This is a genomic window from Enterococcus sp. DIV1758, from assembly GCF_051711985.1.
GTDB classification, from domain to species: domain Bacteria; phylum Bacillota; class Bacilli; order Lactobacillales; family Enterococcaceae; genus Enterococcus; species Enterococcus faecalis.
The window spans coordinates 1,793,767-1,810,158 of the sequence record NZ_JBIOOA010000001.1; the positions used below are offsets into that span (position 1 = coordinate 1,793,767).

Sequence of the window (16,392 nt, forward strand, 5' to 3'; positions counted from 1 at the left end):
TCCCACTTATATAATAATCAATTGTATAGTAGAAAAAATGAGCATCATTGCTCATTTCCTCTAATCAAATCATTTTCCATGTCAGTACGATACTGAATTTTACCTAAGTATAACCAAAAGATAACTGTTGCAAAACGTCTTGTTAAAATGACTTCAGTTATCAGTAATCCAGAAATTAAAATGACTAACACAATTTGGTTATCTAACACAAAATCCATATAATTTTTAATTCGAACGCTAAACAGCAATTTAGCAGAGTTAAACATTTTAGATAGCAAGAAAATTAGAAATACAATTGTACCTGAAATCCCTGTAGCTGCTAATAAATAGAAGAAAAAACTATGCGGTGTTTGAGCTGTCTTAGCAATATGAGATTGAGGCAATTTATCTTTAGCTATATCTGCAAAACCTTTTGGAGAAGTGCCAAATATAGGATTTAATTTCATTAAATCTATCGCACTTTGCCAAAGAGCAAATCGACTATTTGAAATATCGTCTTTCCCCTCAACATCTGGTCTCTTAGTAGTAATTTTCTTATTTCCTAGAATTTCATTTTCTTTATTATCTAAAACTTTTGGTACTTCAATATTCACTGAATTTGCAGCAGCAATATACCCTTTTTCTATTAACTGTAAGCCCCCGAAAACAATAGCACCACAGAAAAAAGAAACTAATACTGCTTGCACAACTTTTTTTATAACTGCTTTGGATGTATTTTTTTGAAAGAACCAAATTGTAAAGAACATCCCGAAAATTACCATTGAAATCAACTGAATAACTCCTGATCTTGATCCAGACAATGCTACATAACTAAATTGTAGAAAAATCACCATTGCACAAACCACTTTTAACCATTTGCTATTGGTATTAATAAAATTCCGCACGCCAACCAAAATACAAACTAATGAGATGGTACATGCATAGTTAGGCTCCACAAAAACACCATATAATCGATTTTCAAAAAAACCGATTCTCATTCCGTAATACAAAGACTCTACTGGTTTTGAAAAGCTGATTCGCGCAAAAAATAAGTATAACCCAACGATGACTAATGCGGTCCAAACAATTAAAAGTACATACTCAAAAGCTTTAAAAACAGATTTATCATTCGAACGCCCTACTTCGTAAACGGAAAAGAAAAAGATACATTGCCAAATGATCAACTTAATGTTCTCTGAAAAAGCATACGTATGATTAATAAATGTTGTTAAAAATAAAATTCCTATAAAAGCAATTAGCCAGTATTCTATTCTTCTTTGTTTTTTTTCTATAAAAATTGGCAAGAAGTGACATATGAAGTAAACACCTGACAATAGCATAATTATCAAGGTAAATAATGAATCTATTTTTGTTGGTAAAGTCGAATAAATGCTAACCATTCGACAAATTAGAACTAACTCAAAAAAAACAATATATGGTATAGCTATCCTTTTTTCTATTTTTTGCATCTGCTGTGATAAATTAATAATCATCATATCCTCCAATTATTTAAAACAACTTTTAGATTACAACTTGTTAATCTATTGTTTTTTCTATATATTTTCTTTTCAATTTAATTGGTATTTTATAAAAAGGAAGACCAAACATAAGTAAAATCATTGATAGTTTACGACTTTTTGTAAAAACTTTATTTTTCATAATAAAAATAAAGTTTTTCCGAAGATAGCGAACAATTTGTTTCGTTTCTTTTTCCTTCGAAGCATTACTAATCAAAATTTTATCTAATACTAAAAAATTCGCAAAACAAACTCTTTGATGGGCAGCTTCTTCTATAACTGCTCCCTTACCTTTCAATTTAAGTTCATTCTTCTCCCAAGCTTCTATAAACTCAAATTGTTTATCTGAAAATGTTTCTGTATTAATGCTGCCCATTCGATGATAATAGTAATATTTTTGTGTTGAATCAATAGAAACTTTCTGACATTCAGACAACAAATCTACTATAATAAATGAATCTTCATGATACTTTCCTTTAGGATATCTTAGATCCGCAAAGAGTTTTCGTTTATATAACTTATTTACAGCATGTACGGAGATAATATTTCCTTGTAAAATTAACAATAATGCTTCTTCTCTGGAAAAAGTTCCCTGTATTAAACTTTTTACAATTGGCTCTTTCCCCTCATAGACATCATAAATACCACAGATTGATAAATCGGCATCTTCTTTTACGATATTTGTATATAATAGTTCATACATATCATCTGCAATGTAATCATCACTATCTACGAAACCTAAATACTCACCTGTTGCTATTTCAATTCCAGCATTACGAGCATCGCTGAGCCCTCCATTTTCTTTATGGATAACTTTTACTCGTTGATCTTGTTCAGCAAACTGATCACACATTGCTCCGGAACTATCTGGAGAGCCATCGTCTACAAGAATCAATTCAAAGTCAGTAAACGTTTGAGCTAAAATAGAGCGTACGCATTTTTCTAAATATTTTTCTACATTGTATACAGGAACAATAATACTAATTTTGGGCATATCAATTTCCGCTACCTTCTAAAATTTTAATTGTATGTTTTAATGGTTCTTCCATACTGTCAAACAGTGGCCGCCAACCTAATGCGTAGATTTTTTGATTGTCTAGTAGTGCTTTTGTTGCTTTAGAAAATCCTTGTTTTTCTTGGGCGGTGGCTTCCCCATGAATCACTTTTGTTCCAGCCACATTGGCTAATGTTTCCGCAAAAGTGCGTAACGTAATATCGCAATGTTCGTTTGAAACATTGTAAGCTTCCCCTGTTTGCCCTTTAACTAATAAAAACAGAAGAGCAGATGCAATATCTGCAACGTATGCATAAGAGTATAGTTGGGTCCCTGCACTTTTTAACACAATGTTTTCTTTATGGACTGCATTCATAATAAATTGAGAAGAAGCTTTACTATCCGAAAGTAACATAGTAGGCCCAAACGTACGACTAATTCTTGGAATAACAACATCAATACCATATTTTTGAATATAAGCTTGACATAATGATTCACTTGCTCGTTTCCCTTCAGGATAACCAGCCCGTAGCGTGTTACAGTCAATATAACCGCAATAGTCTTCTGTAAATTTATCAACATCTCCACGATTTTCTCCATAGATTTCAACAGTTGATAAAAATAACACTTTTTCACTATTCGCTTTAACCGCATAATCTAAAATATGCTGCGTACCAGCAATATTGGTCATAATCGTTCCAATTGGATCACTGGCATATGATTTAGGATGTGTATTACTAGCACAATGCAACACATAGTCACAAGCTTCTGCTACCTGAATTTCTTCTGTCACATCTCCAATAACTATATGGAATAACGGATCTTCTAAATAACTAGTAAATCGCTCTTCCAAACGCGACAATGTTCGTCCCATCGCCCAGATTGAAATATTCGCATTTCTCGTTTTGTTTTGGTACATAAGTACATCAATTAAAAAGGTCCCAATCATGCCTGAAGCACCAGTTATAAAAACAGATTTATTTGTTACTTTCGTCCAATCTGGTGTCTTCTCTAAAACTCGTTCAACGTCTGATAAATAATTATCATCTGTAAATAACATGGTATCCCCTCCACTACTCTTCTTTCATTTTCAAGAAGCCTTTAAATAACTGTAAGTCATCTTGTGTGGTTAACTTAATGTTTTTATCTGAGCCTAAAGCAAAATACAATGTTTCGCCTAAATCCACCATCATAGTATTCGTATATGACGATTCAGAAATACCAATATTCTCACGGAATGCTTTTTCGTAAGCCCAAGTTAATTTTTCAAATTTATAGGCTTGTGGCGTTGACACGCGACGTAATGTTTCACGATTAATATATTGTCGAGTTGTTTCCTCAGTTTCTTTTACAAAAATTTGTTCATTATATGGCAACGAAGTCACTGCATTGCCGTATTCTTGACACTTAACAATTACATCAGATAAAACTAATTCATCAACTAATGGACGAATTCCGTCATGGATAACAATAGTATCTTCTGGGTTTGAATGTTCTTTTAAGAAATTAACCCCATTGTTAATTGATTCTTGACCAGAATTTCCCCCTGGGATAATCCATTGTAATTTGTCAATATGGTACTCTTTTGCATAGGCATCTAGTGTTTGTTCCCAACCTTTTTTACACACAACTAAGATTCGATCAATGAGTGGATGCTTTTGAAAAGATTCCAATGTGTAGATAATTATCGGTTTTTCCTCTACCATAATAAATTGTTTAGGAATCTCCTGCCCCATTCGTTTACCGACCCCACCGGCAATAATTAAAGCTGTAATCATTTGATACAAAATCCTTTCCCTAACTAGTCAACAACTAGTTTTATTTCAATTTTGTTTAACTTATATATTCATCAATACAGCCAAAACTGCATTCAATCTTTTACATTTTCTCATAACTATCAGTAAGTTTCAATAATTTATCTTAGACCTTAATCGAACTGTAAATATTGGCGGTATTTTATTTTATATATTTTAATAGTCTTAGGTTTTATCTTATTACTTTTTTTATTTCGATATTGATTGAATAAAAAATGATTGTTATGCTTTTCATCAATTTCAACAACACTTTTAGCCCCTTTATAAATAGCGAAATTTTTTGACCAATAAAATCTTTTTCTCTTTAAAAAAACACCTTTGTCGAACTCGTACAAAAATAAGTTCAACAAAGATGTCAATATATATTTAACCTTTCAAATATTCTCTTTACTTTAATCAATAAGGCTGTTTATTGGCGGATAGCTTAATCAACTTTTGCTACATACCACTTATTAGCAGTTAAATACCCATGTTTCGTCTTTAACCTTGGTATGCCATTATTTGTATATTCGATTGCTTCAACTTCAACAATCGTATTCTTCTTAACGGCCTGTCCTTTTTTAGTAAATTCAACATTATTGTAGAAGCAATCATCAATTAAGAGCTTAACTTTTTTTGGATTAGTGACAAAGTAATTGTTATTGGTATTTCCAGCAGCTGTCACATAGTTTTTATTTGCAGTAAGATATCCTTCTTCTGTCTTCAAGCGAGGAACACCTTTAGAGGAATACTCAATGCCCTTAACTGGAACGACAGTCCCAGATGATAAGGTTCTGCTAGCATTACGAAACTCTACATCAGTATATAGTTTATCTGACACTCGCATAATAATTTGGTGCGGATTTTCAGTGAAGTAATTATCTGAATTTGATACCAATTTTGTAACATATGATTTGTTAGCAGTTATATAACCTTTGGCAGTCTTTAATCTAGGCAATCCGTTTTCGGTATAATCAACACTTAAAACTTTGATTAATGTATCTTTGGAAACAAACTCACCTTTTTTACTGAAATTTACATCTTGATAATAATAATCATTTGTTTTCATAACTACATACTCTGGATAATCATATAGATAATCTTTGATGTTTGGCACAACTTTTTGGGCATAACTTTTATTAGCCGTTAAATAACCATTTGGGGTAATCAAACGAGGAACTTGATTTTCACGGTACTCGATTCCCACGACAGGAACTAAACTTCCCTTGGAAACAGCTGCTCCTTTATATAAGAAGTCTGGATCCCCATAAAAATTATCATTATTTTTCATAATAATTTGCCCCGGATTAACCGTATGATAGTTGGCAATCCAAGATCCAGTAGCTACTACATAGTTCTTGTTAGCCGTGAAATAATACCCATTCGCCGTCTTCAATCTAGGAATTCCTGATTTTGTTTTCTCAATAGCAGTTACGGTTAAAACACTGCCTGCAGTTACTTTATTTGCTTTTGTCTTAAATTCTACATCTTTGTAATAGGTATCTTCATTTCTAGTAATTACTTGTCCAGGATTAGATGTGTAGTAAATATCTTCTAATCCTTTATATTGTTCAACTATATTTTTATTTGCAGTCAAATATCCTTTCGCTGTTTTCAATCGAAATATACCACTTTGAGTATAAGCTAAATCTTCAACTTCTACTATTGTTCCCTTCGAAACCTTAGACAATCTTTGCTTAAATTCTGGGTCAGCATAGAAATAATCATCGCTTTTCAAACGAACTTTTTTAGGATTTGTCGTAAAATACAAATCAATATTGCTTTGTGCTGCCAATACATAATCTTTATTTGCTGTTAAATAACCTTGGTCTGTGACCAATCGAGGAATTCCTGCTGAACTATATTCAATTCCCTTAATGGTAACTAGTGTATTTTTTTTAACTCGCCAACCAGGAATTCTAAACGCCACATCTTGGTAAAAAGTATCGTCATTTTTCATGATTACTCGACCTGGATTAGTTGTGTAATACTTACTTAAGTCAGGGCCACTACTATTACCCATATTTAAAAAATTACTATAGGTCATGGAAATATCAAATGGACGCCCTTCATAGTTAGCTAAGCCAGGGAAATACATTTGCGAAGACCATTGCCAAGCACCATGGTCATTATTCCACTGCATGGAACTATCAGGAGTATATGGATATTGCGCTACCCATACTCTGTCTCTTCCGAAGGCGGAGGTATCGATATAACCAGCTGTTAACCACCATTTGCCGACATACAACGCATCATTTTTATACCCCAGTGCCTTTAATTGCTGGTTAAATGCAATAGAATTAGCATGGGCGTTTCGTCCATTGTTTGTAAGCGTTGGATCTTCCGCATCATTAAACATTATGGTATTTTTATCTAAGCCAGAGTTAGCCGCCGCCTGAGCAAAATATCTTGCTTCATCTTGTGCTGTCGCAGCAGAGACATACATACTATAGTGATATGCTGAAACTTTTAAGCCAGCAGCTTTGGCATTTCTAATTTGGCCAGCAGCATATGGGTTAACATACCAAGTTCCTTCTGTCAATTTAACCGAGACGCCTGTTACACCATAACTTTTAATTTTTTGATATTCAGCTACTGAAATGTCGCCATTCCAACTAGAAACGTCAATAAAATTCTTGCCAGGCAAATTAGGATCATTCGCATAGACGTTCGCAACTGTTGCTCGCGCTACCCTAGAAGAAATGCCGTTTTTCATAGCATATGTTCCTTTTTTATGGTTCGTTCCTTCACGTGCTGCTTCTTGATAATCCGCTTCATCTTGGTCAATGTTCTTTTTTTCTACTTCAGAGCTTTGTGATGCTTCTGTTTTACCATCTGTTGTGCTTGTTTCTGAAACAGAAGAATGTTCTTCGGTTGTACTATTTGTTGAAGAATCAAGAGGCTCTTCTTTTGTGCTTGAAGCAGAACTATCGCTTTCAGAGGTATTTTCTTCTGTAACAGAAGATGTATCCTCCGTTGAATTAGTCGTTTTTTCTGACGTAGCTTGAGTGACCAAGCCAGTCTCCCCCGTTGTTTCTGTTTTTACAAGCTCTTCTCCTGATGCAATCACACTAAAACTATTTAATAATACGGTACAAATTAACATACCTGAAATGATTTTTTTCATGAAACTCTCCTTATATATTTAATAATATGTATCTTTCTTAAATACTCGCCATTAATCCTTAAAAAAATGTGCATCCTATAACCTTCAACTAATTGTTTTCACATTTTAAAACTAACACCAATTATTATCTCATACCTTTATTTCAAATTCAATTACGCTTTTTTAACATTCCTATATCAATTTTTTACTTTTAAATGGTAAAAAGATGAAAACAGATCTTTAATCGATTGTTTTCATCTTTTATTTATTTTTTAAGATATTCTGTGTATGATTTTTTAGTATCAACAATTAGCGCTTCATGATGGGGTTGGCGATCTTCCTCTGGTGGCAATTGCATATAATCCCCAAAAACCTCTGTTAAGTAGCGCTTGTAGCCCACTGGTATTGGCATTTTTGTATCTTCAAACGGAACAAAAATAGCAGATTTAAAATCTTCCAAATGATAAATATTACCCATGTAGCGTGGTCCGACACATAATTCTGTGACATAAGGAGTTGAGCCAAAGGAATATTTGGTCATTCTTTTTTCAGCAAAGCGCCAAATATGATAGCGAACCTTTTTCGATGGAAAAATATTCAATAATACTCGACTCCCCGTTGCTAAAATGCCACCATGTTTTTCTGGTACCACTTGTGAACAGAATAAAGCATAAATTAATGCCCAAATTTTTTGTTTCTTCCTTTGAAAATTTCCTTTTGGCGCACCATCTAAAGGAAAAATATCGATAGGAATACCATGAGGAATTGCCAATCCATCTTGATAGGTTTTAATAAACGTTGTCTGTGCATCCCTAATTGTCATAAATGAATTATGATCATTATACGTTTTTGAAGCAACTAACAATGGATACCGCTCTGCATCTGCATATTTAGGCCAAAGCACTTTTAATTTTTCATAATCTGGTCTTGGCATAAAGAAATCTAAGTCATCATCCCATGGAATAAAGCCTTGACTGCGGATTGCTCCAATACAACCGCCTCCACAAAAATAACAGGTTAGATTATGTTCTTCACAAAAAGCTACAAAATATTTTGACATGCGTAAAACAACTTGTTGAATTTCTACTAATTGCGTCTGTGTTGTTTGTTCCACTTCTCCTTTTCCTCCCTATTCATTCTTTGCATATTTAAATGTTGTATAGAATAAAAAACGCATTAAGTAGAATGAACTCTTAATAACTGAAAACTGTTCATTTTGACGCAAAATTTTCCAAACCCAACTGATTGTATTCCATTTGTTAGAAGATGTAGAGGTGGTTAGCTTACGATAAATGGCTAATTTTTCGTTAATAAAATAAACCGTATTTATTTCTTTCAAAATGTTTAACCAAGTAGCATAGTCTTCATGTTTTAAATCCGGCATTAAATGGCGTTTAAGCAGCTTAGACTCAACCACGACCGTTAAACAGCCGATAGTATTTGTTTTTAAAAGATCTTGATAGCTTTGTGGTCCCTCACTAAAATTACGCTCATGAGTAATTTTGCCCCCTTCATTACATACAAAATAAGAACTACATGTAAATAAAAGTTTTTTTTCTTCCATCCACTTGATTTGAACTTCTAATTTATTAGGAAGCCATAGATCATCACTATCTAAAAAGGCAATATATTGTCCCTTTGAAGCTTCAATTCCTTTATTTCTGGTCTTTGCAATGCCCATGTTCTGTTCATTTTTCAGTAAAAAGATTCTTGAATCTTTTTCCATAAAGGCAAGTGCAATATCAATAGAATCATCTTTACTTCCATCATCAATGAGTAATAATTCCCAATTCTGATAGGTTTGTTCCAGAACGCTTTCAATAGATTTTGATAAAAATTTGCCTGCATTGTACATAGGCATAATAATTGAAACAAGTGCTGTTTCCATTTGTTCACTCCTCGTTGCATTTTATGTAAGAATGTAACAGTTTATATTATCGCATAGCTCTTTTATTATTTCAACGTTCCTTGTTTCCAAAAAAAGTTTGAGACATAAGCTTAAATAACTTATGTCTCAAACTTTTAACGGTAAATTCTAATAGCATTCTCTTTACAATAATCCATCGTCAATTCTTCACGTTCTTCAGACTCATCCAATCCTCTTGATGATACTTTATCAAAGAGAATTTTGATGGTTTGAAGCAGAATTTTCATATCCAATAGTAATGAATAATTCTTGATGTACAGTAAATCAAAGTTCAATTTACTATTGTAGTCAGAAGCATACTTCCCATAAACTTGGGCATAGCCGGTAATCCCCGCACGTACATTGTGACGTAAATAGTAATTCGGGTTTTCCTGATTAAATTGATTAACAAAGAATGGTCGTTCAGGACGTGGTCCGACAATAGACATATCTCCGCGAATAACGTTGATTAGTTGTGGCAACTCATCAATACGTAAAGCGCGCAAGTATTTACCAACTGTAGTGACGCGACTGTCGTTACTTGTAGATAAGACTGGACCTGATTTTGCTTCCGCTGTTGCCGACATCGTTCTAAATTTTAAAATCGAGAACTCACGTTGATCTAATGTAATCCGAGTTTGTTTGTAAATCACTGGTCCCGGTGAGGTTGCTTTGACTAAAATTGCTGCAATAAGCATTAAGGGGGAGGTAATCACAAATAGGCAAACAGAGACTAAAATATCGAATAAACGTTTAATAAAATTCTCTTCTGGTTGGATTTCAAAATTTGAGACTTCGATAATACTTTCATCTTCAAAGTTCATCATGTTTGGTTTTAGCATAATTAGATTTTCAAAACTTGTATCTAAAAAGATTTTTTTCTTGTGTTTAACAATTAATTGATACAATTTTACTTTTTCGTTCTCATCAACATTACTTGAAATATAAACAATATCGATTTCATCGATAATTTTTTTTAAGTTTTCATAGTAATTGCTGACAACAACGCTCGTTACTTTATGCTTGTTATTTTTATCAGACATAAAGTTTTGAATTGACCGCATAACTTGATTTTCTTTACCTAGTAAAACAACTTTTCGCTCATTGCTGACCTTTAAGTAAAGATAATAAACAAGAATTCGCCAAAGACTTAGAACAATAATTCCGATTATAAAGGAATATCCTAAAACAGAACGCGGGAACGTAAACCAACGTCCGGCAAATGTCACAATCATAATCGTTAAAGTCATTAAAATTTGACCAATCACCGTGACAAAAATGATGTCACTAATTTTGCGATTATAAAAAATATACGCACCTAACAACAAATTCAAAAAGATAAAAAAGATTGAAATGTAAATTGCAGATTTTTCATAAGCCACAAAGTTAAATGAAGGAATTTCTCGGCCAAATTTCACCATAAACCCTAAGATGATTGATAAATTATAGAGCAAAACGTCTGCTAAAATAATTACAATTCGTCTTGCATTACTCCATTCACTTTTTGATGTCATTAAAAACTTCCTCTCTTCACTTCCAGTAATTACATTATTTGTAATAACATGCAATCCCTATATTACCATAATGTCAGCAGACAAGAAAGTTCTATAGGATGAAAATTATCTGCGATGTCTTTGGACACGACTTAATTCTTCAGGTTGATCCCAGCCCTCTTCGTCAACAGGTGTTATTGGACGCTCTTCATTGCTAACAGGACTTGTTTGTTTCATTCGTTTTCTTCTTTTAGGCGTCGTTGGTCTTTCATGTCTTCCTCGTTTTTTCTCTGGCCGGAAGTAGAAGGCTAGCCCAAGGAAACTATAAACAATCGGCATCCAATGAGGCGCTAATAAAATATCTTCCATAAATGAATGAATCCAGATTAAAAGGAAGCCTAAAAGTAAACTAACTTGCAAACGATCCAATGTTTTTTTGCGGAAACCAATCAATAAAATCATACTGACTAAAAAACCAAATAAAATCAGATAGCCAATGACACCAAAATTACTTAACGTAAATAGAAAAGCATTATGTGTCCCTAGCGGTTTCCATGAGGCCACAAAAGGCTCCATACCGACTTTAATATGTTGAGGATTAGATAACCATTTAGCAAAAAACTCATGCCAAATTCGTTCTCTTCCTGTAAATAAATCCACAGTATCCGATTCCGCACATAAGTAAAATAACAATGGTCCCAATGCAGCTACTCCGACAAAACCAAACAGCCAAACTTTCGAACGTTGCAAGAAACGTTTTGGTAAAAGATTATCCACCAGAATAAAACCAACTAAAATGGCAAAAGAGGTTTTTGATTGACTGACCCATGTACCTAAAACACCACCAATGTATACAGGTAAAAGCAGCAGGTTAAAAACCTTATTTCTATATGCTTTGATCAAACTACTGGCCATCATTGTTGAAAACATCAACGTGGCACCAATCGTATTGGTATTAATCCAAATACTTTCTAGTTTATTTGATTCTTTAAAAATTTCGTCTGCTGGAATCAACTGAGGCAACTCCACGGACATCCGATACAAAGTCGCACTCAAAGCAACTAAAGAGACAATTAATAAAAGTGTTTGATCCAAACGATCAAAGACACAAACTTTAAAACAAAGTACCAACAAAATAATTAAAGGAATCATTGTATCTGTTTGCATTGTGCTATGACGGATTGATTCCGTAAAGTGAAACAAGAGCCAGGTGGCTAGTGCCAACGCTACGGTCAGCCAGTCAATAAATTTTAATTTCGTACAATTTAATAGCAATACAAGTATTACTGCTGTTAATAATAAAATTGAACTATTGGCATACATATATTTTGTGACTGGCGCATCAATTCCTACGACCCACATCGTATACGAGCCGATCATTGTAACTAATAAAATAAGTCGACCGATTCTATTCAATACTTTTCCCATATTCAAACCTCATTCCATGAATGAATCACTAGTCGTTTATTCGATAAATATATGCCCCGTTCTGATCAGGTCCATATAATTTTTCAAAATGAATCGTTGGTGTGTCTAACGGTTCTAATGGTTTATAAACGACCGCATATTTAATCCCATATTCTTTTAATTTTTCTGGAGATAAACGAGCAATAATCGCGTCTTTTTGCATCAACTCTAAAACAGGGGTCTGATTCCCTACTTCGACATTGATATGCGCATAGCGATTATAAATAAATGTGTCTTTTCCTTTTGGATCTAATGGTTTCCAAGCCTCTAAGTCAGGTGTAAAAGCGACACCGTTAAAGGTATGCACACCTAACATTGGCAAATAGCCATACATCAAGCGTTCGCCCACCCACAATTGGTTGGGGTCTTTTTTGTTAATTTCTTCCACTTCTACCGCTAATTTTTTTCCATAGACAGCAGAAACGCCTCGAGAAATTGGATTGACAAAGGCACCAGAAACCAGAATGATTCCTAATAAGACAAGGACAAATAACGTGCGCCAACGTTTAAATAAAGCAACAATTAAAACGGTAGCGACAACCAAGACACCAATGATATCCATTCGTGTAACGTATAACCGTAAATTGCCCGTATATAAAACAAAGAAATACAGAACAACATTTAATCCTAGCGCCCCTAACCAGGCCATCATTGGAATTTTTGCTTGGCGATTCCATAAATAATCGATGAACCATAAACTCAACAACACAGCGGCAAACCCAAAGGATAACATCGCCCGTTGTTCTGGCACATAAGACCACAATGTCAACTTAGCAAAAATTGTTGGAAATTGAACGCTCATCCAAACTAAGTTAAATAAACAATACACGAATAAGACAAAACCGTAAATGTTTTCTTTTATTTTTTTATAAAAAATAAATGGTGAGAGCGGCAAAATAACAAAAAATAAATGATAAAAACTACTGATTTCCGAATTATTGGAATATGGAACGTCTTGAAACGGTAATTTCCAGTTTGTTAAAAATAACAAAATATCTCGTTTGGGTATATCGCCACCTAAACTTACCCGTTTTCCTGGATAAGCGGTATCCATTACTGCTTTTAAGGAATCCAATGAGCCATATAGCGATCCGCCAACAATAATCGCCGTCATCAAGAGTGCCCCACCTATCAGGACCCCATCCCACTTATCCAACTTAATTTTTTTACGAAACTCTAAAAAGAATAAAATTAAAAATAATAAAATCAAATAACCAAGTGGTACTTGTAACGCAGGATAAATAACTAAAACAAATCCTGAGGCCATAATAACAGCCGTTATCGCACAAATGACACGACGTCGAACACTACTATGATAATAGAAATAATTATAAATTCCCACTAAAAAACCTAAGCCAAAAAATACTAAATCTCCAACTGGCGAGACAAACCACCATTGAAGGGCCGAAGAAAACGGAATCCAAACACTTGCTAACAAAGCTAAATATTTATTCCGCCGCGTGACGATCAAACCAATTTCAAAAGAGAATAAAATCAAACCAATTAATTTAAGATTCCAATACCAAGATAATCCATATTCTTTACCCAGCAGCACGTAGCCCCACGTAAAAGGTTTCGCTAACGTGGCCAAATTCCACGCTGGCGAATTATAGCCTACCACCATGTCTTGCCCATTTAACGTAATCACATCATTATGTGTTTTCAAACCCGTTTGTGTTTGAGAGAGACTAAATGGGGTTTGAACGAGCCATTCATCCGAACGAACACCTCTTGGTTCACCAGCAATTAATGAACTTTTTTGTCCATCCGCATATTCAGAAACATACGCATCCCACATGTTTAATGAACTCCCATGGACTTTAAAGGCGACCAGTAAAATAAAAATGACTGCCGCTAGCAGATAGCGCCAGCGTAACAAATGATCAACCAAGCGAGCGCTCTGCTCAGCTTGGTTGCTTAATGGTTGTTTTTCTTTTCTTGTAGTTAGTTGTTGTTCCATCTTTTCGCTCCATTTCGTCATCCGCAATTGCATCTAGTCAATTCGTAATGAAAAGTTGGGAATATCCCTTGTCAGATTAGGATTATAAAATGGATCATTTTCAATTAAAGGTCCCCATTTTTCTTCCATCATCACTTTTTCTTGTTCAAAACGTTTTTTCTTTTTGCCTTTATCATCATATCCACGAGTTTGAGATTCAAAATGATAAAGCTCTGCTTCATGAAGCCAAACATTGTCACGTCCTAAAGCTTGGACTTTCAGGCATAAATCAACATCATTGAAAGCTACGGTAAACGCTTCTTCAAAACCACCAACTGCATCAAAATCTGCTTTTTTCATAAGTAAGCATGCGGCAGTTACTGCTGAATAATTGACATTAATAGCTAACCGGCCAAAATAGCCTAAGTCACCATGGGGATACCCATAATGGCCATGCCCAGCGACACCACCTAATCCTAAAATAACACCTGCATGTTGAACCGTATTATTTGGATACAATAATTTCGCACCTACACAGCCAATCCGTTCTTGCTGAGCAAATGAAACCATCAAAGTTAACCAATTCTCTGTAATCACTTCGGTATCATTATTTAAAAATAACAAATACTCTCCGTGCGCTTTTTTCGCTGCACGATTGTTAATAGTTGAGAAATTGAATGGAATATCGATTGATTCAACGAAAAAGCGGCCAGGCAATTGTTTTTCAAATTCTGCATATAATTCGTGCATTTTTGGATCTGTACTTCCATTGTCAGCCATAATAATCTCGTAATTTTGGTAGGTTGTTTTTTCAATAATCGATGAAACACAACGTTGTACGTCTTTATAGCCATTTTTAGTTGGAATAATAATTGAGACTAACTTTTCAGATTCAATGTCATAATAAACATCGTATAAGCCATTCGCCGCCCCATGCGTTGCATGGCCATTAATTTCTCGACGAACAAGCGCATCTTGCACGGCTCTTAGTCCCGCTTCAAAAGCATAACCTTTGGAACCCTGGTCCACTGCTGTTGAGGTCGGTAGCATCCGCCAATAGTAAAGAACTTTTGGAATATGTTTGATGCGTTCTTTTGTCGTTTTTTCAGTAAATCTTAAGACTAAATCGTAGTCTTGAGAACCTTCGTAACCTTTTCGAAAGCCACCAATTTCTTCTAGAATACTCCGACGATACACGCCTAAATGCGAAATGTAATTGGTTCCTAAAAGTAAATCAGGTGACCAATCTGGTTTAAAGGCTGGATCAGAACGATTTCCATCCATGTCAATCTTATCTTCATCACTATAAATTAAATCCAGTTCTGGGTTTTCATTAAGCACTTTAACCACTTCATAAAAAGCATTGATCGCTAATTCATCATCGTTGTCTAGTAAGGCGACAAATTCTCCGGTAGCAATCGCTAAAGCAGAGTTGGTTGCTTCGGAAATATGACCATTTTGTTCACGAAAGACGACCCGAATTCGCTCATCCAATTGCTGGTACTCTGTTAAAATCTTTTTGACATTGGAATCTGTTGAGGCGTCATCGGCCATACATAATTCCCAATTAGTATAGACTTGATTCAAAATAGAATCAATGCACAACCGAAGCCATTTTTCTTCAACATTATACACTGGCATCGCAATGGAAATTTTAGGTTGATAATGAAATGTTGCGATTTCTTGCGTCATCGCTTCTATGTCTAGTACTTCATTTCTAGCTAACCAGTTAGGATACGAAGCTTGATTTCTTAGTTTCTCAATTTTCGCTCGTTGAATGGTATGAGAAATACCATTTTTAGCCATATACTTAAATCCTTTTTTGGCTTTTATCCAAAGACGAGTTACTTTATCTTCTGTCCCTGGAATCACTGGATATTTTTTATTCAAGGGAAAATCCACCGTTACAACATGTGCTGATGATTGAAAATGAAAAGGGAGTACTTTTTTTTGTTTAATTCCTTCAAGTGTAACAACAAAGCCAGCTTCAATCGCAGGCTCTGTTTGATAAATTTGATTAACATCTTCACGTAAAACGCGCTGAATGTTATAAGCGGACACTTGGTTTTCATTATTAATTGTGAAAGTTGGGCTTTCTTTAGTGATTGTATCTAACGCCCAACCTGTAATGGTTAAATTATTTGTTGTTTTGTCGCGATAGATACTATCAAAGATCACCTTAATGTCTTCATTCATGT

11 protein-coding genes are annotated in these 16,392 nt (G+C 34.4%); all 11 read right to left on the reverse strand.

Annotated features, from left to right (window positions below):
• Positions 1 to 44: 44 nt before the first annotated feature.
• Positions 45 to 1,475, reverse strand: a complete 1,431-nt coding sequence (locus IGJ52_RS08755; RefSeq protein WP_002369109.1) for an O-antigen ligase family protein — start codon at positions 1,473 to 1,475, stop codon at positions 45 to 47.
• A gap of 40 nt (positions 1,476 to 1,515) precedes the next feature.
• Positions 1,516 to 2,490 carry a glycosyltransferase family 2 protein gene (locus tag IGJ52_RS08760; RefSeq protein ID WP_002369106.1) on the reverse strand — a complete coding sequence of 325 codons (975 nt, stop codon included), beginning with the start codon at positions 2,488 to 2,490 and terminating at the stop codon, positions 1,516 to 1,518.
• Between the two features lies 1 nt (position 2,491).
• Positions 2,492 to 3,550, reverse strand: a complete 1,059-nt coding sequence (locus IGJ52_RS08765) for an NAD-dependent epimerase/dehydratase family protein (RefSeq protein ID WP_002419735.1) — start codon at positions 3,548 to 3,550, stop codon at positions 2,492 to 2,494.
• A gap of 13 nt (positions 3,551 to 3,563) precedes the next feature.
• Positions 3,564 to 4,268 (reverse strand): IspD/TarI family cytidylyltransferase, encoded by a 705-nt coding sequence (locus IGJ52_RS08770; RefSeq protein WP_002378508.1) that lies wholly within the window; start codon positions 4,266 to 4,268, stop codon positions 3,564 to 3,566.
• Positions 4,269 to 4,728: 460 nt separating this feature from the next.
• Positions 4,729 to 7,410, reverse strand: coding sequence for a DUF5776 domain-containing protein (locus IGJ52_RS08775; protein ID WP_317095134.1), 2,682 nt, complete (start codon positions 7,408 to 7,410; stop codon positions 4,729 to 4,731).
• Positions 7,411 to 7,654: 244 nt separating this feature from the next.
• Complete coding sequence (locus IGJ52_RS08780; RefSeq protein WP_002425972.1) at positions 7,655 to 8,503, reverse strand: LicD family protein; 849 nt, start codon at positions 8,501 to 8,503, stop codon at positions 7,655 to 7,657.
• A gap of 15 nt (positions 8,504 to 8,518) precedes the next feature.
• Positions 8,519 to 9,277: a glycosyltransferase family 2 protein gene (locus IGJ52_RS08785; protein ID WP_002419740.1), complete on the reverse strand. Its 759-nt coding sequence runs from the start codon at positions 9,275 to 9,277 to the stop codon at positions 8,519 to 8,521.
• Positions 9,278 to 9,411: 134 nt separating this feature from the next.
• Entirely contained in the window at positions 9,412 to 10,809 is a 1,398-nt protein-coding gene (locus tag IGJ52_RS08790) for a sugar transferase (RefSeq protein WP_025188476.1), read from the reverse strand.
• Positions 10,810 to 10,914: 105 nt separating this feature from the next.
• Positions 10,915 to 12,216, reverse strand: coding sequence for an EpaQ family protein (locus IGJ52_RS08795; RefSeq protein ID WP_438792034.1), 1,302 nt, complete (start codon positions 12,214 to 12,216; stop codon positions 10,915 to 10,917).
• Positions 12,217 to 12,244: 28 nt separating this feature from the next.
• A complete protein-coding gene (locus IGJ52_RS08800; protein ID WP_241708778.1) occupies positions 12,245 to 14,248 on the reverse strand; it encodes a YfhO family protein in 2,004 nt (667 codons plus the stop codon).
• Positions 14,249 to 16,390 (reverse strand): glycosyltransferase family 2 protein, encoded by a 2,142-nt coding sequence (locus IGJ52_RS08805; protein WP_219259928.1) that lies wholly within the window; start codon positions 16,388 to 16,390, stop codon positions 14,249 to 14,251. It lies immediately after the preceding gene.
• Between the last annotated feature and the right edge of the window lie 2 nt (positions 16,391 to 16,392).

Coding starts and splice junctions, on each gene's coding strand:
- IGJ52_RS08800 (WP_241708778.1), bottom strand. CDS start 14,248: ATGCAATTGCGGATGACGAAATGGAGCGAAAAGATGGAACAACAACTA.
- IGJ52_RS08775 (WP_317095134.1), bottom strand. CDS start 7,410: ATGAAAAAAATCATTTCAGGTATGTTAATTTGTACCGTATTATTAAAT.
- IGJ52_RS08790 (WP_025188476.1), bottom strand. CDS start 10,809: ATGACATCAAAAAGTGAATGGAGTAATGCAAGACGAATTGTAATTATT.
- IGJ52_RS08785 (WP_002419740.1), bottom strand. CDS start 9,277: ATGGAAACAGCACTTGTTTCAATTATTATGCCTATGTACAATGCAGGC.
- IGJ52_RS08795 (WP_438792034.1), bottom strand. CDS start 12,216: ATGGGAAAAGTATTGAATAGAATCGGTCGACTTATTTTATTAGTTACA.
- IGJ52_RS08755 (WP_002369109.1), bottom strand. CDS start 1,475: ATGATGATTATTAATTTATCACAGCAGATGCAAAAAATAGAAAAAAGG.
- IGJ52_RS08760 (WP_002369106.1), bottom strand. CDS start 2,490: ATGCCCAAAATTAGTATTATTGTTCCTGTATACAATGTAGAAAAATAT.
- IGJ52_RS08805 (WP_219259928.1), bottom strand. CDS start 16,390: ATGAATGAAGACATTAAGGTGATCTTTGATAGTATCTATCGCGACAAA.
- IGJ52_RS08770 (WP_002378508.1), bottom strand. CDS start 4,268: ATGATTACAGCTTTAATTATTGCCGGTGGGGTCGGTAAACGAATGGGG.
- IGJ52_RS08765 (WP_002419735.1), bottom strand. CDS start 3,550: ATGTTATTTACAGATGATAATTATTTATCAGACGTTGAACGAGTTTTA.